This window comes from Streptomyces sp. NPDC001927 (genome assembly GCF_053594455.1).
Genome location: NZ_JBSFEN010000001.1, coordinates 186,924 through 207,860 on the forward strand (window position 1 = coordinate 186,924; position 20,937 = coordinate 207,860).

Genomic DNA, 20,937 nt, shown 5'->3' on the forward strand with positions numbered 1-20,937 from the left:
TTCCGCGCCATGCACTTGTCTGACAACCCTGCCGCTGCCCCTGCCGTCGTCGCCGAGTGGATCCGCCGCGCGCCGAAGGCCGTCCTCCACGACCACCTGGACGGCGGCCTGCGCCCCGCCACGATCGTCGAACTGGCCCGGGAGTGCGGCTACACCGCACTGCCCACCGAGGACCCGGCCGCGCTCGCGGTCTGGTTCCGGGACGCCGCCGACTCCGGCTCGCTGGAGCGGTACCTGGAGACCTTCGCCCACACCTGCGCGGTCATGCAGACCCGCGAGGCGCTGCACCGGATCGCGGCCGAGTGCGCCGAGGACCTGGCGGCCGACGGGGTCGTCTACGCCGAGATCCGCTACGCCCCCGAGCAGCACCAGGCGGCCGGGCTGACCCTGGACGAGGTCGTCGAGGCGGTCAACGACGGCTTCCGCGAGGGCGAGCGCCGTTCGGGCGGCCGGATCACCGTCCGCACCCTCCTCACGGGCATGCGCCACACCGACCGTTCGCTGGAGATCGCCCAGCTCACGGTGGCGCACCGGGACCAGGGCGTGGCCGGCTTCGACATAGCCGGCGGCGAGATCGGCAACCCGCCGGCCCGTCACCTGCCCGCCTTCCAGCACCTGAAGCGGCACAACTGCCACTTCACGATCCACGCGGGCGAGGCCGTCGGCGCGGAGTCGATCCACGAGGCCGTGCAGGTCTGCGGCACCGAGCGGATCGGTCACGGCGTGCGGATCACGGACGACATCGCCGAGGACGGCACGCTCGGCCACCTGGCCGCGTACGTCCGCGACAACCGGATCGCCCTGGAGGTCTGCCCGACCTCCAACCTCCAGACGGGCGCCGCCAAGGACTACGCCTCGCACCCGATCGACGAGCTGCGCCGCCTCGGCTTCCGGATCACGCTGAACACGGACAACCGGCTGGTCTCCGGCACCACCATGAGCGAGGAGTTCCAGCACATGGTGGACGCCTTCGGCTACGGCCCGGAGGTCTTCGAGGAGTTCACGATCGCGGCCCTCGACGCCGCCTTCCTCCCGCTTCCGGAGCGGCAGCGGCTGATCGACGAGATCGTCCGCCCGGGATACGCGGCGCTCACGTCCGCGTAGGGGGTGGGACCCCGGTCCGGGCCGGTCAGCTCTCGCGGTCGGCGAGCAGCCGCCACGTGGTGAGCGCGACGGTGGCCCGGACAAGGCCCGCGGGTTCGGCGAGGTCGATGCCCAGGGCCTTCCCGATCTGCTCCAGGCGGCGGGCGACGCTGCTGTGGTGCAGGTGGAGGAGCTGGGCGGCCCGGCGCTGGGAGCCGGTGGCGCAGTAGGCGTCCAGGGTCGCGAGGTCGCCCGCGTTGCCGGCGAGGGCGGCGATCGCCGCCACGTCCGGGTCCTCCCGTGCGGCGCCCGGCGGCACCTGCGCCAGGAGCGCGAGCGCCCCGAGCCGGGCGTGGTGGACGACCGGCCGGTGCGGGGTGGTGAACCGGAGCGCGGTACGGGCCTGCCGCCAGGACCGTTCCGGGCCGTCGGCGGCGCCGATGCCCGCGCGGGCGTCCGCGGGGAACCGGTCCTCGTCCACGCCCGTGGTCAGGAGGACGCCCACGTCGCCGACCGTGGCCGCCTTCACCGGGCGACCCGGGCAGACCAGGGCGCCGATCCGGTGGAGGGGCAGCCGCGACCGTACGGCGACGACCTCCACCGGCACGTCGGGGGCGAACCCCAGGAGCCGTAACGCCCGTGCCGTGGCGGCCTCGTCGCCGCCGGAGCTGATGACCAGTTCGACGAGGGCGGGATCGGCCATGGTGGTCCGGGCCGGTCCGTACCGCTCGACGACCGTCGCGGCGGCCAGGGCGAGCCGCTCCAGGACCACCACGTCGAGGAGCAGCGGAGGTCCGGGCCGCTCCAGCCACACCTCGCCGATCTCCTCCTCGTCCAGGGTGATCGGCACGGGCGCGGACCCGGGTACAGGCGTCGGCGGATCCGCCGGCGGGCTGCCGTCGGGCGCGACGCGCAGCGCCCGTCCCGTGCCATGGAGCCGGATCCCGGCCACGCACTCGGCAAGCCCCGCAGAGGCCCGCGCGAGCGCCGGAAGGTCCACCCGGCGGCGCATGAGCGTGTCGTAGAACGCGACGACGCGGATCGCGCCTTCGGCGTACGCATCCAGTCCCGACAGCCGTACGGCGAGTGCCTCCATGGCGCAAGAGTAGAGCGCGCGAGGGGCGCGGAGGGGCGCGCCGATCGGTGCGCGATCGGGGCGGGAGACGCGACGGGCGACGGGGTGACCGCGCGGTCGGGGGCCGTGAGGATGAGGCGCATGGATCCCGAACTCGAACCCTTCGTCCCCCTGCTCCCCCGACTGGACCTGACCGACCCGGTGGCCGCCCGGGCCAGGGTCGCCGCGCTCGCCGCCTCGATACCGGCGCCCGACACCACGGGCCTGGACGTCGAGGACCGAACGGTGCCCGCCGATCCTGACGTGCCGGTACGGATCTACCGGCCGAAGGACGCCCAGGGCGCCGTCCTCTGGCTGAGCGGCGGCGGCTGGGTCGTCGGCGACCTGGACACCGAGCGCCACTGGGGCGCCCGGCTCGCGGCCGGCTCCGGCGCGGTCGTGATCTCGGTGAACTACCGCCGGTCTCCCGAGCACCGCTTCCCCGCCGCCCTGGACGACGTGTACGCCGTGCTGTCCTGGACGGCCGAGCACGCGGCCGAGCTCGGCGTCGACCCGGACCGGATCGCGGTCGGCGGGCACAGCGCCGGCGGCGGTCTCGCGGCGGCGGTGGCGTTGCGGGCGCGGGACGAGCAGGGTCCCCCGATCCGCTTCCAGCTGCTCAATCAGCCGGCCCTGGACGACCGGCAGGAGACCTGGTCGCAGCGCACCTTCACGGACACGCCCGCGCAGGACCGCGCCACCGTCGCGATGGCGTGGCGGCACTACCTGGGCTCCGGGCAGGCCACCCCCTACGCGGCGCCGGCCCGGGCGACCGACCTGTCCGGGCTCCCTTCCGCGTACCTCTCCACCGCGGAGTTCGACCCGCTCCGCGACGAGGACATCGCCTACGCGCTGCGCCTGCTCCAGGCGGGCGTGTCGGTCGAACTGCACCAGTGGCCCGGCACCTTCCACGGGTCGCAGGCGATCCTGTCGGCCGACGTCTCCCAGCGGCAGCTCGCCGAACTCGGCGCGGCCCTGCGCCGCGCGCTGACCGGGCCCACCGGGTGAACGACGACCACCCGACCACCACCGAGGAAAGGCCTCACGACATGAGCGTCACCCCGATCGACCTCTTCTCCTCGTTCCTCCGCATCGACCCCGGCGGTGAGGTGCACGCCGTGCCTCCCGAGTTCGACCCCGAGCGGGACGGCTGGCAGGTGATGACGTTCCACGTCGAGGACGACGCCGACGTGCACGCCGACCACTGGGAGATCCACACGGAGGCGGACGAGGTGGTGGCCTGTCTGACCGGTGGGATACGGCTCTCCTTCCGCCCCGAGTCCCCGGGTGGGGCCGAGGAGGGGATCGAGCTGGCGGCCGGGACCGCGGCGGTCGTGCCGCGCGGCCGATGGCACCGGATCACGCTGAACGGCCCCAGCGACATCATGTCCCTCACCCGGCCGCGCGGAAGCCGCCTGGAGCGGCGGACCGAGGCCTGAGAGCACGTCAGGGCAGCCCCCGGGTCCGAGCGGGGGGCTGCCCTGCGGCTTCGCGCGACGGCCTACGCGCAGACGAGCGGACCCCGGGGGTCCGTGGCGGTCTGCGCGTCGGAGGCGCGCGGGGCGTGGTGCGCCGTGCGGGCTTCGAGGATGCCGCGGACCATCGGCCACTCCTCGTCCAGGACCGAGTAGAAGGCGGTGCTCCGTACGGCCCCGTCCAGGCCGCGCGAGTGGGCCCGGCGCACACCCTCGCAGGTGGCCCCCAGGCGTTCGATGGCGGCCCGGGAGCGCAGGTTGCGCGCGTCCGCGCGCATCGAGACGCGGCGGACGCCCCACGCCTCGAAGGCGTGGCGCAGCATCAGCAGCTTGGCCTCGGTGTTGATGCCGGTGCCCTGGGCTCCCGGTGAGAGCCAGGTGTTGCCGATCTCGGCCGCGTCGGGGACCGCGGTGAGCGGGTCGCCGTGGGGCACCCCGGGGACCGCGGGCCAGACCAGCGGTCCCTGCCAGTAGTCGAGCTCCAGGAAGCGGGTCGAGCCGACCACCCGCCCGTCGGCGGTACTGACGACGGCGAAGGGAAGCGCCCGGCCCGCGGCCTGATCGGCCAGGGCCCGTTCGATATAGATCTCCGCCGCGTCCAGGCTGTGGGGGACGGGCGTGAACGCGTACGTCGTACGGTCCTCGGTGCCGGCCGCGGCGATCGCGACGGCGTGCTGTGGTGCGAGGGGTTCCAGCCGTACGGTGCGGCCGGACAGCACAAGGGAAAGTGGCACGGGGCCTTCGGTCCTTCTACGAGGCGGGGAGATGCCACCCGCACCGGCGTCTCACGGTGCGTAGGCGGAGGCACAGTCTGCGGCCCGCTGCCCGCGGAGTGGGAAAAGAACAGGTAAAGACCGGCCGAAGGTCCCGTGAATCCACCCTTCTGGCCGCTAACCCACCCGGCCCTTGACAAGTGGCAGCTCAAGGATGCCGGTGTCCTCCGGCGCGGCGGTGACGATCACCGGCTTCAGCCCCCGGTTCCCGACGTACGCGTCGTCACTCGCCGCGATCACGAACTCCAGCCGGTGGCCCGCCTCGTAGCGGTGGGCGATGCCCGGCAGCTCGACCGTGAACGGCCGGGTCACGTCGGGCACGCGCACGGGCGCCACGAGCCGGTTGACCAGGGTCTTCTTCCCGTCCGGTGCCACGTCGTAGACCTTGGCGAAGAGCACCAGCCTGTCGGCGGCGTCGCCGGAGTCCTGGACCCGCTCGGCCTTCGGGGAGACGACCCGGAGTGTCGCCTTCGGGGCGCCGACGAGGTCGACGGGGGCGGTCAGTGGGGCGCTGGTCCAGGCGAGGTGGGTGCCCGCGATGTCGTACGGCTGCGGGTCGGGCAGCCCGATGAGGCCGGCGAGCGAGGATTCGGAGTGGCTCGTGGGGACCAGCCAGTTGGAGTACGTGCGGGACCCGCGGGCGACCTTGGCGCGGTTGTCGACGAGCTTGCCGTCCCCGGAGAGGTAGAGCTTCTGGCTGAGGGCGGGGACGCCGGCCGCGGTGCCGTAGCCGCTCTGCCAGGAGCGGTAGTACGCGAACTCGGCGCCCGTGTCCGTGCTCGCGTCGCGGCGCAGGTACCGGTCGAACCAGGCGAGGACGCGCCCGCCGACGTAACTGCTCTCCAGGTTCCCCTGCCCGAGGTCGAGTTCGCCGGGTGCCTGGCCGCCGCTGTGGCCCCAGGACTGCCAGATCATCTTGGTCTCGACGCCGCGCGCCTGGAGCCGCTCGTAGGTGTCCTGGGCCTCGTTGAGGGTGAAGAGGCTGTCGGCCTGGCCCTGGACGATCAGGGTCGGTGCCTTGACCCGGTCGAGGTACGAGACCGGGGAGACGCTCCGGGCGAAGTCGAGCATCTTCTTCGTCTCGGCGGCGGGGTAGCGGCCGGAGTTGAGCAGCCGGACGGTGTCGCAGGCGTCGGTGACGAAGTGCAGACAGCGCAGGCTGTTGATCCGGGACGGATCGAGGGACGGGACGAGCAGCGGCTGCCCCTCCCCCATCAGGTAGAAGCCGTTGGCCCACTGCCATTTGAAGACGCCGGGGGTGGCGCGGTCGGCGGCGTTCGGGGCGAGGGAGTACGCGAGGTCGTTCCAGGTGATGAGCGGGACGAGCGCGTCCAGCCGGGGGTCGACGGAGGCGGTGGCGAGCTGGATGGCGCCGCCGTAGGAGCCGCCGATCATGCCGACGCGCGGGTCGCCCGCGCCGTCCTGCGTGACGAAGTCCGCGCGGGTGCCGTCGTCGGCCGCCCGGGTGCCGCCGAGGAAGTCGAGGAGCCGGGCGGCGGCCTGCCCGTCGATGCGGGGGTCGTCGAGGGAGATCAGGCAGCCGGACTTGCCGAAGCCGAGCCCGGAGTAGACGAGTCCGACGTAGCCGCGCGCGGCGAAGGCCTTCCCGATGGCGTCAGTGGACCCGTCCGCCTTGCTCCCGCCGAAGCCGTTGGTGGCGAGCACGGCGGGCGCCGGGTGCGCCTCGTCCACCCCGGCAGGCCGGTACAGGTCGGCGTCGACGGCGCAGGTGCGCCCGCCCGCCTCGACGGTGAACGTCAGCGGGGTGACGGTGTACGCGCCGGGCTCGGCGCCGCTCGCGGGGCCGGCCAGGGCGAGCGGCGCGGCGAGCGCCGAACTCGCGGCCAGAGCGAGGAGCTTTCGGGAGAGCGGTAGCGCACGGGACACGGACACGGGGCCTCCACGCTGAGGATACCGACTGGTAAGTACCGAACCGGGCCCATGGTGTGACACGTGTCAGATCTCGTCAACGCGCCCGACAGCGGTTGTTGACGGAGATTCAGTGAAGGTCGGGGCGAGCGGGCGCCTAGGGGCGCGTACCTCAGGCGAGCGCCGGTACGTCCAGGGTCAGCGTCGCCGCCTCCGCGTCCAGGACTCCGGGGACGCCCAGCGGGAAGGTGAGCGCCGTCTCGCTGTGCCCGAAGCCCAGCTCCTCCACCACCGGGACGCCGAGTCCGCCGAGCCGGTCGGCGAGGACCGCGCGGACGTCCTCGTAGGGACCGCACTCCGCCCAGGAGCCCAGGGCGATGCCCGCGACACCGTCCAGCCAGCCGGAGCGCAGGAGTTGGGTGAGGATGCGGTCGAGCCGGTACGGCTCCTCCCCCACGTCCTCCAGGAGCAGCAGCCCGCCGCGGGCCGAGGGGCGGGCGTGCGGGGTGCCGAGGTCGGCGGCGAGGAGGCTCACGCAGCCGCCGAGGGTGACGCCGTGCGCCCGGCCGGGGGCCAGCGGGCGTGCGGTGGCGAGGCCGAGGGTCCGTACCGACTCGGGCTCGAACAGCGTGGCGCGCAGGGACTCCTGGGTGCGCGGGTCCTTGAGGAAAGTGGCCGCCGCGACCATCGGGCCGTGCAGGGTGGCGAGTCCGGCGCGGACGGCGAACGCCTCGTGCAGGGCGGTGACGTCGCTGTAGCCGACGAACACCTTGGGTCCGGCGGCCCGGATCGCCGACCAGTCGATCAGGTCCACCATCCGCTGCGATCCGTACCCGCCCCGCGCGCAGAGCACGGCGGACACGCCGGGGTCGCACCAGGCCTCCTGGAGGTCCCGGGCCCGGTCCTCGTCGCCGCCCGCGAGATAGCCCAACTCGCTGTGGACATCGAGGACATGGGGTGCGACGACGGGTTCCAGGTCCCAGCCGCGCAGGACGTCGAGTCCCGCCGCGAGCCGCTCCTCCGGGATCGGGCCGCTGGGGGCGACGACGGCGACGCGGGCGCCGGGGCGCAGTCGCGCGGGCCGGGTCGGCGGGGTCACGGTCATTTCCTCAGCTCCAGCGGCGGGACGTCGGAACGCACGACCCCGAAGGTCTGCGCGTACAGGGAGAGTTCGGCCTCCAGTGCGCGGATCATCGTCTCGGCCCTGCGGAAGCCGTGCCCCTCGCCCTCGAAGGCGATGTACGCGTGGGGGACGCCCCGTCCCGCCATCCGCGCGAGGAACCGCTCGGCCTGCGCGGGCGGGCAGATCACGTCGTCGAGGCCCTGGAGCAGCAGGAAGGGTGCGGAGATCCGCTCGACGTGGTCGAGCGGCGAGCGTTCCTGGTAGCGGGCCGGCACCTCGGCGAGCGGCCCGACGAGCGACTCCAGGTACCGGGACTCGAAGTCGTGGGTCTCGTCGGTGGCCCAGCCGAGGAGGTCGAGGATGGGGTAGATGATCGTGCCGCAGGCGTAGACCTCGGAGGTGACGAGGGAGGCGGCCGTGGTCCAGCCGCCCGCGCTGCCGCCCCGGACGGCGAGCCGGGCCGGGTCGGCGGTGCCCTCGGCGGCGAGCGCCTCGGCGACGGCGGCGCAGTCCTCGACGTCGACCACGCCCCACTGCTCGCGCAGCCGCTCGCGGTACTCGCGTCCGTAGCCGGTGGAGCCGCCGTAGTTGACCTCGGCGACGCCGATGCCGCGGGAGGTGAAGTAGGCGATCTCCAGGTCGAGGACGAGCGGGGCGTGCCCGGTCGGCCCGCCGTGCGCCCACACGACATAGGGCGGCAGCTCGTGCCCGGAGGGGGTCCGGTCGGGGCTGTGGGGCGGGTAGACGTGGGCGTGGATCTCGCGGTTGTCGGGCCCGGTGAAGGTACGGATCTGGGGCTCGGGGTAGTACGACGGGTCGACCGGGTCCTCGTGGGCGGAGCCGAGCACCCGGGCCCGGCCGGTGCGGGTGTCCAGCTCGACGACCTCGTACGCGCTGCGCGGGCTGGCGGCGACGCCGACGACCCGGTCGCCGAGCACGGCGAGGGTGGCGGCCCACTCGGTCCACGGTCCCGCGGCGTCGACGAGTTCGCCGCTCTCGGGGTCGAGTATCCCGAGGGCGGTGGCGCCCTTGCCGTGGATGACGGCGACGAGGCCGTTCTCCAGGGGCTGGAACCAGCTGAGGCCGATCTTCCAGAGCGGTCCGCCGAACTCCTCGGGGCGCGGGCACAGGGCGACCGGTTCGCCGCCGTCCTCGGTCTCCGTGCGGTAGAGGTTCCACCAGCCGCTGCGGTCGCTGACGTACAGGAGCAGGCCGCCGGCCGACCAGCCGACCTGCGGCACGGACTCCTCGGGTCCGCCGGCCACGGTCCGTGCCGGGCCGAAGGTGCCGTCGGGGGTGATGTCGGCGAGGAGGACCTCCGTGCCGTCCCAGGGCATGCGCGGGTGGTCCCAGCCGATCCAGGCCGCCTGTCGGCCGTCCGGGGAGAGCCGGGGTCCTGTGACGAACCGGTGCCGTCCGTCGGAGAGTTCACGGATCGCACCCCGGTCCTCGGCGGCCGATCCGTCGAGGGGCACGGCGACGAGAACGCGGCGCACGTCGGTGGGCGCGCGGCCGGTGAACTCCTCAAGGACGCACCAGACTTCGCCGCGCTCGGGGTGGAACACCGGGTCGACCCAGCGCAGTCCGCCGCCGACGGAGGAGACGGGCGTGAGCGGCCGGGGCCCGGCACCGGCGGGAGCGTCGGGTTCGTACGCGTACAGCCGCTGGTCGGCGAAGTGGACGAAGACGACGAGCGGGCCGTCACCCTCGCGCGCCTGGCCCGCCCAGGGCAGTCCGCCGTACTCGATCACCCGGCTGCGGACGTTCCAGGGGGCCGGGAGCACCGACTCCTCGGTGCCGTCGGCGCGCCGGCGTACGAGCGCCCGCCGGCCGCCCTCGGTGGGGCGGGGCGCGGTCCACCACACCTCGTCGCCGACGACGCCGACGTACTCGGGCCGCCCGTCGTGGCGGGCGGCCAGCGCGGCGTCGATCGGGGAAGGCCAGGTGCCGTAGGCGCCCGTGGGTACCATCGCGACTTCCTTTACACGGACTCGGGCGGGGACACGCGAACTCGAACTCGACGCAACCTACGCCGACTTCAGGTAGTGGTCGAGGACCCGGACCCCGAAGTGCAGGGCGTCGACGGGCACACGCTCGTCCACGCCGTGGAAGAGCGCGCCGTAGTTCAGCTCCGGGGGTAGCCTCAACGGGGAGAAACCGTAACCGGTGATGCCGAGCCGGGAGAACTGCTTGGCGTCGGTGCCGCCCGACATGGTGAACGGGAGGACGTGCCCGGACGGGTCGAAGTGCTCGACGGCGGCCCGCAGTTTGGCGAAGGTCGGCGAGTCGACCGGGGCCTCCAGCGGGACCTCGCGGTGGTGGAACTCCCACTCCACGTCGGGCCCGGTGAGCAGGTCCATCGTCGCGACGAACTCCTCCTCGCCGCCGGGCAGCATGCGGCCGTCGACGTAGGCGACGGCCTGCCCGGGAATGACGTTGACCTTGTAACCGGCGTCGAGGATCGTCGGGTTGGTGCTGTTGCGCACGGTCGGTTCGACGAGCGCGGCGGCCGGTCCGAGCTTCTCCATGAGCGCGTCGACGTCGAAGCCCTCGGCGGTCACGTCGGTCTCGATGCCGTACAGCGCGGCGAGTTCGGTGAGCGCGGCCCGTACGGTCGGGGTGAGGCGGACGGGCCAGGTGTGGGCGCCGATCCGGGCGACGGCCTCGGCGAGCCGGGTGACCGCGTTGGCGGTGTTGACCTTGGAGCCGTGACCCGCCCGGCCGTGCGCGGTGAGCTTGACCCAGGCGGTGCCGCGCTCGCCCGCCGCGATCGGGTAGAGCGTGAGGTCGGGCTGCGGATGGAAGCTGAACGCGCCGGACTCGCTGATGCCTTCGGTGCAGCCCTCGAAGAGGCCGGCGTGCCGGTCGGCGAGGAAGCCCGAGCCGTCGACGGCGCTGTCCTCCTCGTCGGCGGTGTAGGCGAGGACGATGTCGCGTCGCGGCCGGATGCCCTGGCGCGCCCAGGAGCGGACGACGGCGAGGACCATCGCGTCCATGTTCTTCATGTCGACGGCGCCGCGCCCCCACACCACTCCGTCGCGGACCTCGCCGGAGAAGGGGTGGACGGCCCAGTCGGCGGGCTCGGCCGGGACGACGTCCAGGTGGCCGTGGACGAGGAGGGCGTCGGCGGACGGGTCGGTGCCCTCGATCCGGGCCACCACGTTGGTCCGGCCCGGGGTCCGTTCGAGGAGATTTGGCTCGAGCCCGGCGGCGGCGAGCCGCTCGGCGACGTACTCGGCGGCGGGCCGTTCGCGGCAGTCGCCGCCGCCCCGGTTGGTGGTGTCGATCCGGATCAGCTCGGAGGTGAAGGTCACGACCTCGTCCAGCGCCGCGCCGTCCAGGCTCCGCAAGGGCTCAGCCATACTGCTCCTCCACCGCTGCGGAGACGATCGTGATGACCGCCTTGAACGTACGAATGCCCTCGTACATCCTCTCGCTGGTGTACGCGACACGGCGCTCGCCGCTCCGCGCCACCCCCGGGACGACGGTCGCGGCGCCGGTCAGGTGCTCGGCGTCGAACTCCAGCTCGAAGGTGAACGGGCCGGCCTCCACCGGCTCGTGCCGTACGGCGAGGGCGACGGCGTCCTTCGCGGCGGCCCGGATCTCGCTCGCCGTGCGCTTCGGGGTCCGGCACACCGCCGCGTACCGCGAGACGTAGTCCTTGACCGCGACCTTGCGCGACTCGGGCGCGTAGCCGAGGGCGTCCTCGCAGGCCAGGTCGTCCCCCGTGAAGAGGATGACGGGCACGCCGTACTCCGCGACCACACGGGCGTTGAGCAGCCCCTCGCTCGCCCGGACGCCGTTCAGCCAGACGCCGGTGATCGAGTTGGCCAGGTAGGTGTGGGCGAGGACGCCCTCGGTTCCCGCGCCGGTGTGGTAGCCGACGAAGGCGATGCCGTCGACGTCGCCGTGCTGCACCCCCTCGACCATGGACAGGGTCTTGTGCCGCCCGGTGATCATCTCGGCCCGCTCGTCGAGCTGTTCCAGGAGGAGGTTGCGCATGGACCAGTGCGCCTCGTTGATCAGCACCTCGTCGGCGCCGCCGTCGAAGAAGCCGAGGACCGCCGCGTTCACGTCGGAGGTGAACATGGGCCGACACCGCTCCCATTGCGGGGTCCCTGGCAGGACGTCGCCGGGCCAGGTGACGCCGGTGGCGCCCTCCATGTCGGCGCTGATCAGGATCTTCACTAGCCCTGTCCCCTCACGTTCGGTGACGACGACGCTCCTGCGGCGTCACGTTACGCCGCGAGGAAGGGCCAGGCCAGGACCCCGAGAAGGTTTAATGGTCTAGACCTCTAGGAGCACACGGTCGCCATCGCGCCGCCGCGCGCGTGCGGGCAGCAGGGACAGCAGACCGAGGACGGCGAGGACGGCGCCGAGCCAGAGCGGCGCACGGAGCCCGTGCGCGTCGACGAGGAGGCCGCCGAGGGACGAGCCGATGATGACGCCGAGGGTGATGAAGGAGGAGTGGACGGTGTTCACCAGCGGCCCGGCGTTTCCGGCGCGCTGGACGCGGGTGACCATGGCCGGGTTCATGGTGACACCCACCAGGCCTATGCCGATCATGAGGCCCACGGCGGCCGGGCCGACGTCGGCGAGCAGGGCGAAGCCGCTCAGGAACAGGACGTTGAGGGCGAGTCCGACGACCTGCACCCCGAGGGTGCGGCGGTCCGCGAGCCGGCCCACGACGGTGTTCCCGACGACCGTGGCGGCGCCGTAGAGGACGAGCAGGAGGGGAACGGTCCCCTCCTCGAAGCCGCTGACCTCGGTGAGGATCGGGTTGAAGTAGCTGAAGGCGGCGAAGGTCGCGCCGATGATGAGCGTGCTGGTGACGAGCGCCGCCCACAGCGGGGGCCGACGGAAGACCTGGACCTCGGCACGGAAGGAACCGCCTCCGTTCCCCGGCAGTTCCAGGTGGGGCACGCCCACCGCCACCGCCGCGGCGGCGAGCACGGCAAGCACGGCGATGGCCCAGAAGGCGGCGCGCCAGCCCAGGTGCCCGCCGATGAAGGTCGCCAGGGGCAGCCCGAGGAGGGTGCCGAGCATCAGACCGTTCATCGCCACGCCGATGGCGCGGCCGCGGATCTCCTCCCGGGTCAGCGCGGAGCAGACGGAGATGGCGACGCCGAAGAAGGCCTGGGAGGCGACGCCGGTGATGACGCGCGCGGCGACCATCGCACCGTACGAAGTGGCCGTCGCGGCCAGCAGATTGCCCGCCAGGAAGACGCCGAAGAGCACGAGGAGCGCGGGCTTGGGGCGCAGCTTGAGCACGGCGACGGTGAGGAAGGGACCGCCGACGGCCATGGCGACGGCGAAGGTGGTGATGAGGTAGCCGATCTGCGGGACGGTCGCGTCGAGCCCGGCCGCCATCTGCGGCATGAGGCCCGCGACGACGAACTCGCTGGTGACCATGGCGAAGATGCCGATGGCCAGTACGTACACGGCGCGTGGCACGTGGGTTCACGTCCTTCGTTGCTCGGGGCGGGAGGGTCAGTTTTGGACTGATCAGTACGAAATGAAGGCGCGGAGGAGCGGGGCGGACCCCCGACGGGGCCGCCCTCAGGCGCGACAGACAGATGTCAGACGGTCATGGCGTCCAGCGCGACGGCGGCGACGGACTCGATGACGGCGCGGTCGGCGCCGTTCTGCGCGGAGACGCGCATTCCGGCGACGGCGGCGGTGAAGAAGCGCGCGAACTCGTCGGGCCGACGGTTCCGCGAGAAGACGCCGTCGCGCTGACCGGCGGCGATGGTCGCCGTGAGCGCCGCGAGCCGGCGCTCCTGGTCCCGCCCGAGGAGGGCGGCCACCTGGGCGTCCCGCCCGGAGAGTTCGACGGTGGTGTTGACGCCGAGGCAGCCGATGCCGATCCCCGCCCTGCGGTGGGTCTCCTCCATCGCGACGACCGAGGCCATCACGCCCTTCAGCCGGTCGGCGGGCGGCAGCGACTCGTCCTCCAAGAGGGCGAGTTGCGTGTCCGTCGTCAGTTCGGTGTAGCGCGTCAGCGCCCGCAGGAACAGGGTGTGCTTGCTGACGAAGGTGTTGTAGATGCTGCTGCGCCCCAGACCGGTCGCCTCGCACAGGTCCTGGGTGGAGGTGGCGTCGTAGCCCTTCTCCCAGAACAGGAGCATCGCGGCGTCCAGGGCGCGCGCCTCGTCGAACGTCTTCGGGCGTGCCATGCGAGCACCGTAGCAAGTATTGGACTGGACGGTCCAATACTGATCGCGGCGCCATGCCCGCCTTGATCCGAATTCGGGCGATATCTCGTCAACCCGTCCGTATAGGCTGGCCGCTGCGGATTTTCGCCCCGCGCCCCCTACCCCCTGCGTCAGGAGACCTCTCGGTGACCACCGTGATCGCCCCCTCGGAAGCCACCGCCCCCGAGGCGGCCGACTTCGTCGTCCAGGACGTGCCCGATGTCGTGGTGCGGGACGCCCGGGAGTTCGGGGTCTACGCCCGGACCGGCGGCTGGGCGTTCGCGCTCAAGGTGGCGCGGAGCGTACGACCCGGCGGGCAGGCCGCCGGAGAGTCCGGGAAGGTCTCGGCGAAGGCCTTCGCCGAGCTGGCCGAGTGCTCCCCCGAGCGGGTCATGCGGTTCTACAAGGCCTGGGACATGGCCGCCGACGACGGCCTTGTCCCGCAGTTCGAGGCGCTGGCCCCGGGCGAGGACATCGAGCTGCCCGAGGCCGACGTCTGGCTCTCGTACTACTCCTCCCGCTCCAGCGCCTCCTCCGTGCGCGGCCACGCGATCACCGCCGCCGCCGAGGCCGAGGGCATCCGGCCGACGAAGGCCCTCGAGGTCGCCGAGAACCCGACCGCCCTGCGGGCCGCGATCCTCGCCGACCCCGGCACGGCGGAGGCCGCGCGCGGCGCGCTGCTCGACCGGATGAAGGAGGACCCGGCGCTGCAGACCGAGATGGCCCGCGCCATCGCCAGGACCGGCGACCTGAAGAAGGCCGTCGCGAACGAGGCCAAGGCCGCCGACCGGATCGGTTACGTACGGCAGATCGTGGAGAACGGGCAGATCAAGACGCCCGCCGGGCAGACCGTCGAGGCGCCCGCCGCGCTGCGCGCGGAGGCCGAGCGCCACCTCTCCCTCATCGACGAGCTCGACGACACCGAGGAGGCGGGCGAGTGGGCCGGTGAGGCGTACGACGCGGTGAAGGTCATGGTCGCGGAGGCCGTGGAGGCCGATCCCGCGCTGCGCGTCCAGGAGCGCCGCACGAAGTTCTACAACAGCCTGCAGAAGGCCACGAAGGTCTTCGAGGAGCTGACCCTCGACGAGGTCCTGGAGGAGGACGTCATGGAGGACGACATGCTCCAGCGCCTCGAAGCCCTCCAGGCGGCGATCAACAGCTGCATCGACACGCTGCGCAAGGCGACCGCCGCCTCCTGAACCGGGCCGACCGGGCTCCGCTCAGTCCTCGTGGCCGAGCTGCAGGTCGCGTTCGGTGCGTCCGCCGCCCGCGACCTGGAGCACGGTGGCGACCGGCGGATAGCCGGCCGCGATCACCGTGTACTCGCCCGAGGACAGGTCCACGAAGCGGAACGTGCCGTCAGGGCCGGTCGTCAGGGTGTCGACGACGTTCCCGGCCGCGTCGAGGAGCGTCACCCGCGCGTCCTCGACGGGCCGGCCGCCCCCGGCCCGTACGGTCCCGCGCAGCACCGCCCCACCCGCCAGCTCGATGTCCTGGCGGGTCTCGCGGGAGGCCTGCACGCTCACCGGCAGCGCGGCGGGCCGGAAGGCCGGGGCGCTGGCGGCAAGCGTGTACTCCCCCGCCACCAGCTCCGTGATGACGTAGCCGCCCTCGCGTCCGCTGCGCGTGGAGGCGACGACCTCGCCGCGTACGTCGGTGAGGGTGACCGCCGCGTCCCGTACGGGAGTTCCGTCGGCGGTCACGACAGAGCCGGCCAGTCGGCCCGCGCCGCCGAGGACCACGTCGAGCTCGACGGGCCGCTCGCCGACGGTGACGGAGACGGCCTGCGGCTGATGGCCGCCGGCCGCCGCGATCAGGACGTACGCGCCGGGGCCCGGGACGCTCAGCGCGTACCGGCCGTCCTCGCCACTGCCGCCGCGGCCGATCTGCCGCCCCTGGACGTCGATGAGGGTCAGGGCGGCGCGCGGGACGCGGCTGCCGTCGTGGTGCTGGACCGTGCCGCAGACGGGGAGTCCCGCGGTGTACGCGGCGGCGGGGGCGGCGGACGCGCGGGCGCGGGGCACGGCGGTGGGGGCCTCGGTGGTGGGGGTGTGGTGGGACACCAGCGGTTTCTCCTTGAGGAAGAAGGCGAGGACGAGGCCGAGCACGAGGACCGGCACGAGGTAGAGGAAGATGCGCGGCATCGCGTCCGCGTACGCCTGGATGTAGGCGTCGCGCAGCGCGGGCGGCAGGGCGTGCACCGCCTGCGGGGTGATCGATTCGGCGGCGGGGAGCGGGGCGCTCGCCGTGCGGGGCAGGGAGTCGGCGAGGGCGTCGTCGAGGCGGGAGGCGAAGAGGGTGCCGAAGATCGCGGCGCCGACGCTGCCGCCGATCTGCCGGAAGTAGTTGTGGGCGCTGGTGGCGGTGCCGAGGTCGGCGGGGCGGACGGAGTTCTGGACGGCCAGGATCAGGACCGGCATGACCAGGCCGATGCCGATGCCGAGGACGGCCTGCCAGAGGCTGTGGTGCAGGCGCGGGGTGTCGGTCTCCATCCGCGAGAGCAGCCACATGCCGACGACGGAGATCGCTCCGCCGGCCACCGGGTAGATCCTGTAGTGGCCGGTACGGGTGATGAGCTGTCCGGAGACGATCGAGGCGAGGACGATCCCGCCCATCAGCGGCAGCATGAGGAGGCCGGACTCGGTGGCGGTGGCGCCCTCGACCATCTGCAGGAAGGTCGGCAGATAGCTCGCGGCGCCGAAGAGCGCGATGCCGACGACCGCTCCGACGAGGCTGGTGACCGTGAAGACCGAGTCGCGGAACAGCCGCAGCGGGATGAGGGGTTCGGGGGCGAAGTGCTCGACGACCAGGAAGAGCAGGGCCGTTCCGGCCGCGCCGGCGGCGAGACCGAGGATGACCTTGGAGTCCCAGGCGTACTCGGTCCCGCCCCAACTGGTCAGCAGAACAAGGCAGGTGGAGGCGGCGGCGAGCAGGATCGCGCCGAGGACGTCGAGCCTGGCGCGGGTCTTCGGCTTGGGGAGTTTGAGCACGACGGCGACGACGGCGAGGGTGACGAGCCCGAACGGCACGTTGAAGTAGAAGCACCAGCGCCACGAGACGTGGTCGGTGAAGAAGCCGCCGAGCAGCGGTCCGGCGACGGAAGCGAGGCCGAAGGCGGCGCCGATGAGGCCCATGTAGCGGCCGCGCTCCCGGGCCGGGACGATGTCCGCGATGATCGCCTGGACACCGATCATGAGCCCGCCCGCGCCGACGCCCTGGACGGCCCGGAAGGCGATGAGTTCGTCCATCGACCGTGACCAGCCGGCCAGCGCCGAGCCGATGACGAAGACCACGATGGCGAAGAGGAAGACGCCCTTGCGACCGAAGAGGTCGCCGAGCTTGCCGTAGATCGGCAGGCCGATGGTGGCGGTCAGCAGATAGGCGGTGATCGCCCAGGACATCCGGTCAAGGCCCTGGAGTTCGCCGACGATCTTCGGCAGGGCGGTGGCGACGATCATCTGCTCGAGCGCGGCGAGCAGCAGCGCGAGCATCAGGCCGATGAAGACGAGCCGGACGCGGCGAGGATCGAGGGCGCCGTCCTCGGCCGGGAGCGGTGGAGCCGAGCCGGCCGGCGGATCGTCCGCGACGCCCGGCACCTCGCCCTTCACCAGCGTCATCGCACCCACGTGCTGCTCCCCTCGTCACGACATCAGCGCCGCGCCATTCTTCGCATTGGGCGCGAAGCGGGAGCAAGTCGGACGGTACGGAAGCTCAGTGCCGCCCATGGTCGTGAACGGGCCTGCCACAGGGCGCACTTGGGGCGCTCATCAGCGCGTTTACGGAGAGCCGCGCGACCCCCGAGTGCGCGGGGCGCTCTTGCGGGGGTCGCGGGAAAACCACTCGAATCGGTGAGCGCGTGGGCGTTACTTCTCCACCTCGGTGGCGAGGTTGGCGAGGATGGCGTCGTAGATCCGGCCAAGTCCCTTGGGCGCGAAGGTCTTCTCGAAGAAGCCGCCGATACCACCGGCGCCGTTCCAGACGGTGGAGACGACGGCCTTGGACTTCCCCTCACCGGCGGGGGTGACGGTCCAGGTCGTGACCATGGAGGAGTTGCGGTCCTTCTCCACGAGCTGCCCGTCGGTGGGCTCGGTGACCTCCAGGAGGCAGTCGCGGACGCGCTTGCTGGTGGCCTGGAGCTTCCAGTGGACGAGCGTGCCCTCGCCGTCGCCGCCCTCGCGCACCTCGTACTCGCTGAAGTGCTCCGGCAGCAGCTGCGCGCGCTTGCCGGCGTAGTCGGCGAGGGTGTCGAACACCGTCTCCGGGTCCGCCGCGATGATCCGCTCCGTCGTGGCCTCGACCTGCGCCATGGCACTTCCTCCAGCACTTGGTTCTTCAGGGGTGTGGCGCCCAGCCAACCACCTGCGCGCGGGCCTCCCAAATCCGGGTTCCCCCTGACATTCCCGCTGGGACTCCCTTTCCGGCTTGCGACGATCAAGGGAACAGGTGTTCTATTCTGGGAACGGCTGAGGACACTGCTACCGAGGAGGCGTCCATGCGCTGGGACAATCTGGGCGACAACGCCGTCGCCGGCGAGACCGCGCTGTTCGGCACGGACGCGGTCACGACCAGGACCTTCGACACCCCCGAGTTCCGCGGGATCACCTTCCACGAGGTGCGGGCCCGCTCGATCGTGAACCGGGTGCCGGGCGCCTCCCGCATGCCGTTCGAATGGACGGTCAACCCGTACCGCGGCTGCACGCACGCGTGCGTCTACTGTTTCGCCCGCAAGACCCACAGCTATCTGGACCTCGACACCGGTCTCGGCTTCGACTCCCAGATCGTCGTGAAGATCAACGCGCCGGAGCTCGTGCGCCGCCAGCTCTCCTCCCGCCGCTGGCAGGGCGCGCACATCGCGATGGGCACGAACGTGGACTGCTACCAGCGCGCCGAGGGCCGCTACCGGCTGATGCCGGGGATCATCGAGGCCCTGCGGGACCACGCGAACCCCTTCTCCATCCTCACCAAGGGCACCCTGATCCTGCGCGACCTCGATCTGCTCGTCCAGGCGTCCGAGGTGACCGAGGTCGGCATCTCCGTCTCCGTCGGCTTCACCGACCAGGAGCTCTGGCGCACCGTCGAACCCGGCACGCCGTCCCCGGAGCGGCGCCTGGACGTCGTACGGACGCTCGGCGAGCACGGCATCGGCTGCGGGGTGCTGATGGCCCCGGTGATCCCCTTCCTGGGCGACCGGCCCGAGCAGCTGCGGGAGACCGTGCGCGCCATCGCCGAGGCCGGCGCGACCTCCGTGACCCCGCTCGTGCTGCATCTGCGGCCGGGGGCGCGCGAGTGGTTCTTCACCTGGCTGCGCCGGCACCACCCGGGCCTTGTGGGACGGTACGAGCGGATGTACGCGGACGGGGCCTACGCGCCGACCTGGTACCAGCGCCGGATCACCCGTCAGGTGCACGAACTGGCCGCCGAGTTCGGGATCGGACCCGCCGGACGGCGCGCGCCGCGCCGGATACCCGTACCGGAGGAGTCCGCGCCGCTCCCGGGGGAGGCCGAGCAGCTCAGCCTGATCTGAATCCGAACGACGGCTCGCGTTCCGCCGGATTCCGCTGTCCGATGAACTGACGGATCGTCTGTTCGGGTCAACTCTGGGCGGAACAGGTCCTTTTCCCTTTCCTTCTGGGCACGGACGCCCTATGACCACACGCGCAGGAATGCTGATCGCGGCTGGGGCGCTGGTCGCCGGGACGGCCACCGTCCTGCCCGCGTCCGCCGCTCCCCGGCCCGAGCCGTCCCCCCGCCCGATCGCGCCGCTCGTCTGGAGCGGCTGCGCCACGGCGGCGTATCCGAAGCTCCAGTGCGCCACGCTCAAGGTGCCGCTGAACCACGACGACCCGGCGGGCCGGTCGATCTCGCTCGCGCTCACCCGGATCCCGCACACCGCCGCGACCTTCCAGGGCCCGCTGGTCGTCAACCCGGGCGGGCCGGGCGGCAGCGGACGCACCATGGCCGGGTTCGTGGCCGCCTCGCTGCCGGCGAAGGTCGCGGCGGAGTACGACGTCATCGGCTTCGACCCGCGCGGGGTCGGCAAGAGCGAGCCCGCGCTGAACTGCCGGCCCGGCCACTTCGACCCGGTGCGGCACGACTCGGTGCCGAGCGGTGCGGAGGGCGAGCAGCTCGGCGTCGAGCGGGCGCAGGCCTTCGCGAAGGCCTGCGGGGACAAGTACGCCGACGTCCTGCCGTACATCGACACGGTCAGCACGGCGCGGGACGTGGACGCGATCCGCGCGGCGCTCGGCGCGCCGAAGCTCACCTACCTGGGCTACTCCTACGGCACCTACCTGGGCGCCGTGTACGCGCGGCTCTACCCGGAGCGGGTGCGCCGCATGGCGCTCGACTCGGTCGTCAATCCGCAGGGCGTCTGGTACGAGGACAACATCGCGCAGGACTACGCCTTCGACACCCGCCACAAGGACTTCATGGCCTGGGTGGCCCGCGAGAACGCCACGTACGGTCTCGGCACGGACCCGGCGGCGGTCGAAGCCGCCTGGTACGGCATGCGGGACGCGCTGCGGACCACCCCGGCGGGCGGCAAGGTGGGGCCGGGCGAGCTGGAGGACACGTATCTGCCCGGCGGGTACTACAACGGCTACTGGCCGAAGCTGGCCGAGGCGTTCTCCGCGTACGTCAACGACAAGGACGCGGCCCCGCTGACCCGGGCGTACGAGAACTACGGGGCGATGGACGCGGCCTCCGACAACAGCTACTCGATCTACACGAGCGTGCAGTGCCGGGACGCGAAGTGGCCGCGCGACTGGAGCACCTGGCGCACCGACAACTGGGACGTGCACACCAAGGCGCCGTTCTCCACTTGGAACAACGCCTGGTACAACGCTCCGTGCGCGTTCTGGCCGGTGGACTCGCTGACGCCGCCGGACGTCTCGAACGACGAGGTGCCGCCGGTCCTGATCCTCCAGGCGACGGACGACGCGGCCACCCCCTACGAGGGCGGTGTGGCGCTGCGCCGGATGGTCCAGGGCTCCAGCCTGGTGGTCGAGGAGGGCGGCGGGAACCACGGGGTGACGCTGGCCGGCAACGACTGCATGGACGAGCACCTGGTGTCGTACCTCGCGACGGGGGTCGTGCCGCGCGGCGACGGGCAGGCGGAGGCCGACGCGGTCTGCTCGGCGCTCCCGGAGCCCAAGGCGAACCCGATGCCGAAGAAGCCCGCGGAGAAGCGGGCCGCGGTCGCGCCGGCCGCCACGGGCGGGGAGGTCCTGCACGCGCTCCTCGGTCACGAGCGCTGAGGCACTCCGCACTTCGCTCCACCGGGCCGGGCCCCCTCGTCGGGGCCCGG

Annotated in this window: 17 protein-coding genes; 6 read left to right on the forward strand and 11 right to left on the reverse strand. The window is 72.6% G+C overall.

The window, feature by feature from the left end; translation table 11 throughout:
- The first annotated feature begins 9 nt into the window (after nt 1-9).
- Complete coding sequence (locus ACWCO8_RS00880; protein WP_451030286.1) at nt 10-1,104, forward strand: adenosine deaminase; 1,095 nt, start codon at nt 10-12, stop codon at nt 1,102-1,104.
- Nucleotides 1,105-1,129: 25 nt separating this feature from the next.
- Here ACWCO8_RS00880 and ACWCO8_RS00885 read toward each other — a convergent pair whose 3' ends face one another.
- Complete coding sequence (locus ACWCO8_RS00885; RefSeq protein WP_451030287.1) at nt 1,130-2,179, reverse strand: helix-turn-helix domain-containing protein; 1,050 nt, start codon at nt 2,177-2,179, stop codon at nt 1,130-1,132.
- 120 nt (nt 2,180-2,299) lie between these two features.
- Between ACWCO8_RS00885 and ACWCO8_RS00890 the strand changes: the two genes are divergently transcribed.
- Nucleotides 2,300-3,205 carry an alpha/beta hydrolase gene (locus ACWCO8_RS00890; protein ID WP_451030288.1) on the forward strand — a complete coding sequence of 302 codons (906 nt, stop codon included), beginning with the start codon at nt 2,300-2,302 and terminating at the stop codon, nt 3,203-3,205.
- 41 nt (nt 3,206-3,246) lie between these two features.
- Complete coding sequence (locus tag ACWCO8_RS00895) at nt 3,247-3,636, forward strand: cupin (protein ID WP_451030289.1); 390 nt, start codon at nt 3,247-3,249, stop codon at nt 3,634-3,636.
- 62 nt (nt 3,637-3,698) lie between these two features.
- Here the strand turns inward: ACWCO8_RS00895 and ACWCO8_RS00900 are convergent, their stop codons facing one another.
- The 8 genes from ACWCO8_RS00900 to ACWCO8_RS00935 all read right to left on the reverse strand — a co-directional run bounded on the left by ACWCO8_RS00900 (nt 3,699) and on the right by ACWCO8_RS00935 (nt 13,613).
- Nucleotides 3,699-4,406, reverse strand: a complete 708-nt coding sequence (locus ACWCO8_RS00900) for a GNAT family N-acetyltransferase (RefSeq protein ID WP_451030290.1) — start codon at nt 4,404-4,406, stop codon at nt 3,699-3,701.
- 156 nt (nt 4,407-4,562) lie between these two features.
- Complete coding sequence (locus ACWCO8_RS00905; RefSeq protein ID WP_451030872.1) at nt 4,563-6,332, reverse strand: CocE/NonD family hydrolase; 1,770 nt, start codon at nt 6,330-6,332, stop codon at nt 4,563-4,565.
- Nucleotides 6,333-6,486: 154 nt separating this feature from the next.
- The gene (locus ACWCO8_RS00910; RefSeq protein ID WP_451030291.1) at nt 6,487-7,419 is read right to left on the reverse strand and encodes a S66 peptidase family protein; all 933 of its coding nucleotides are present in this window, start codon (nt 7,417-7,419) and stop codon (nt 6,487-6,489) included.
- A complete protein-coding gene (locus ACWCO8_RS00915; RefSeq protein WP_451030292.1) occupies nt 7,416-9,407 on the reverse strand; it encodes a prolyl oligopeptidase family serine peptidase in 1,992 nt (663 codons plus the stop codon). The genes ACWCO8_RS00910 and ACWCO8_RS00915 overlap by 4 nt, the downstream gene beginning before the upstream one ends.
- Nucleotides 9,408-9,464: 57 nt before the next feature.
- Entirely contained in the window at nt 9,465-10,799 is a 1,335-nt protein-coding gene (locus ACWCO8_RS00920) for a M20/M25/M40 family metallo-hydrolase (RefSeq protein WP_451030293.1), read from the reverse strand.
- Nucleotides 10,792-11,625, reverse strand: a complete 834-nt coding sequence (locus ACWCO8_RS00925; protein ID WP_451030294.1) for a M55 family metallopeptidase — start codon at nt 11,623-11,625, stop codon at nt 10,792-10,794. The genes ACWCO8_RS00920 and ACWCO8_RS00925 overlap by 8 nt, the downstream gene beginning before the upstream one ends.
- 99 nt (nt 11,626-11,724) lie before the next feature.
- Nucleotides 11,725-12,891, reverse strand: a complete 1,167-nt coding sequence (locus ACWCO8_RS00930) for an MFS transporter (RefSeq protein ID WP_451030295.1) — start codon at nt 12,889-12,891, stop codon at nt 11,725-11,727.
- A 125-nt stretch (nt 12,892-13,016) separates the two neighbouring features.
- Nucleotides 13,017-13,613: a TetR/AcrR family transcriptional regulator gene (locus tag ACWCO8_RS00935; protein WP_451030296.1), complete on the reverse strand. Its 597-nt coding sequence runs from the start codon at nt 13,611-13,613 to the stop codon at nt 13,017-13,019.
- Nucleotides 13,614-13,786: 173 nt separating this feature from the next.
- Between ACWCO8_RS00935 and ACWCO8_RS00940 the strand changes: the two genes are divergently transcribed.
- Nucleotides 13,787-14,830: a hypothetical protein gene (locus ACWCO8_RS00940; RefSeq protein WP_451030873.1), complete on the forward strand. Its 1,044-nt coding sequence runs from the start codon at nt 13,787-13,789 to the stop codon at nt 14,828-14,830.
- A gap of 21 nt (nt 14,831-14,851) precedes the next feature.
- Here the strand turns inward: ACWCO8_RS00940 and ACWCO8_RS00945 are convergent, their stop codons facing one another.
- Entirely contained in the window at nt 14,852-17,257 is a 2,406-nt protein-coding gene (locus ACWCO8_RS00945; RefSeq protein ID WP_451030297.1) for an MFS transporter, read from the reverse strand.
- Nucleotides 17,258-17,494: 237 nt separating this feature from the next.
- On the reverse strand, nt 17,495-17,938 hold the full coding sequence (locus ACWCO8_RS00950; protein ID WP_451030298.1) for an SRPBCC family protein: 444 nt from the start codon (nt 17,936-17,938) through the stop codon (nt 17,495-17,497).
- A gap of 185 nt (nt 17,939-18,123) precedes the next feature.
- Here ACWCO8_RS00950 and ACWCO8_RS00955 point away from each other — a divergent pair, with 185 nt between their 5' ends.
- Both ACWCO8_RS00955 and ACWCO8_RS00960 read left to right on the forward strand, forming a co-directional pair.
- Nucleotides 18,124-19,155, forward strand: a complete 1,032-nt coding sequence (locus ACWCO8_RS00955; protein WP_451030299.1) for an Rv2578c family radical SAM protein — start codon at nt 18,124-18,126, stop codon at nt 19,153-19,155.
- A gap of 121 nt (nt 19,156-19,276) precedes the next feature.
- Complete coding sequence (locus tag ACWCO8_RS00960; RefSeq protein WP_451030300.1) at nt 19,277-20,887, forward strand: alpha/beta hydrolase; 1,611 nt, start codon at nt 19,277-19,279, stop codon at nt 20,885-20,887.
- Nucleotides 20,888-20,937 lie beyond the last annotated feature (50 nt).

What these genes read in the sequence shown, in the direction of transcription:
- ACWCO8_RS00960 (WP_451030300.1), top strand. Translation starts at nt 19,277, where the DNA reads ATGACCACACGCGCAGGAATGCTGATCGCGGCTGGGGCGCTGGTCGCC.
- ACWCO8_RS00920 (WP_451030293.1), bottom strand. Translation starts at nt 10,799, where the DNA reads ATGGCTGAGCCCTTGCGGAGCCTGGACGGCGCGGCGCTGGACGAGGTC.
- ACWCO8_RS00955 (WP_451030299.1), top strand. Translation starts at nt 18,124, where the DNA reads ATGCGCTGGGACAATCTGGGCGACAACGCCGTCGCCGGCGAGACCGCG.
- ACWCO8_RS00915 (WP_451030292.1), bottom strand. Translation starts at nt 9,407, where the DNA reads ATGGTACCCACGGGCGCCTACGGCACCTGGCCTTCCCCGATCGACGCC.
- ACWCO8_RS00885 (WP_451030287.1), bottom strand. Translation starts at nt 2,179, where the DNA reads ATGGAGGCACTCGCCGTACGGCTGTCGGGACTGGATGCGTACGCCGAA.
- ACWCO8_RS00910 (WP_451030291.1), bottom strand. Translation starts at nt 7,419, where the DNA reads ATGACCGTGACCCCGCCGACCCGGCCCGCGCGACTGCGCCCCGGCGCC.
- ACWCO8_RS00880 (WP_451030286.1), top strand. Translation starts at nt 10, where the DNA reads ATGCACTTGTCTGACAACCCTGCCGCTGCCCCTGCCGTCGTCGCCGAG.
- ACWCO8_RS00890 (WP_451030288.1), top strand. Translation starts at nt 2,300, where the DNA reads ATGGATCCCGAACTCGAACCCTTCGTCCCCCTGCTCCCCCGACTGGAC.
- ACWCO8_RS00935 (WP_451030296.1), bottom strand. Translation starts at nt 13,613, where the DNA reads ATGGCACGCCCGAAGACGTTCGACGAGGCGCGCGCCCTGGACGCCGCG.
- ACWCO8_RS00950 (WP_451030298.1), bottom strand. Translation starts at nt 17,938, where the DNA reads ATGGCGCAGGTCGAGGCCACGACGGAGCGGATCATCGCGGCGGACCCG.
- ACWCO8_RS00895 (WP_451030289.1), top strand. Translation starts at nt 3,247, where the DNA reads ATGAGCGTCACCCCGATCGACCTCTTCTCCTCGTTCCTCCGCATCGAC.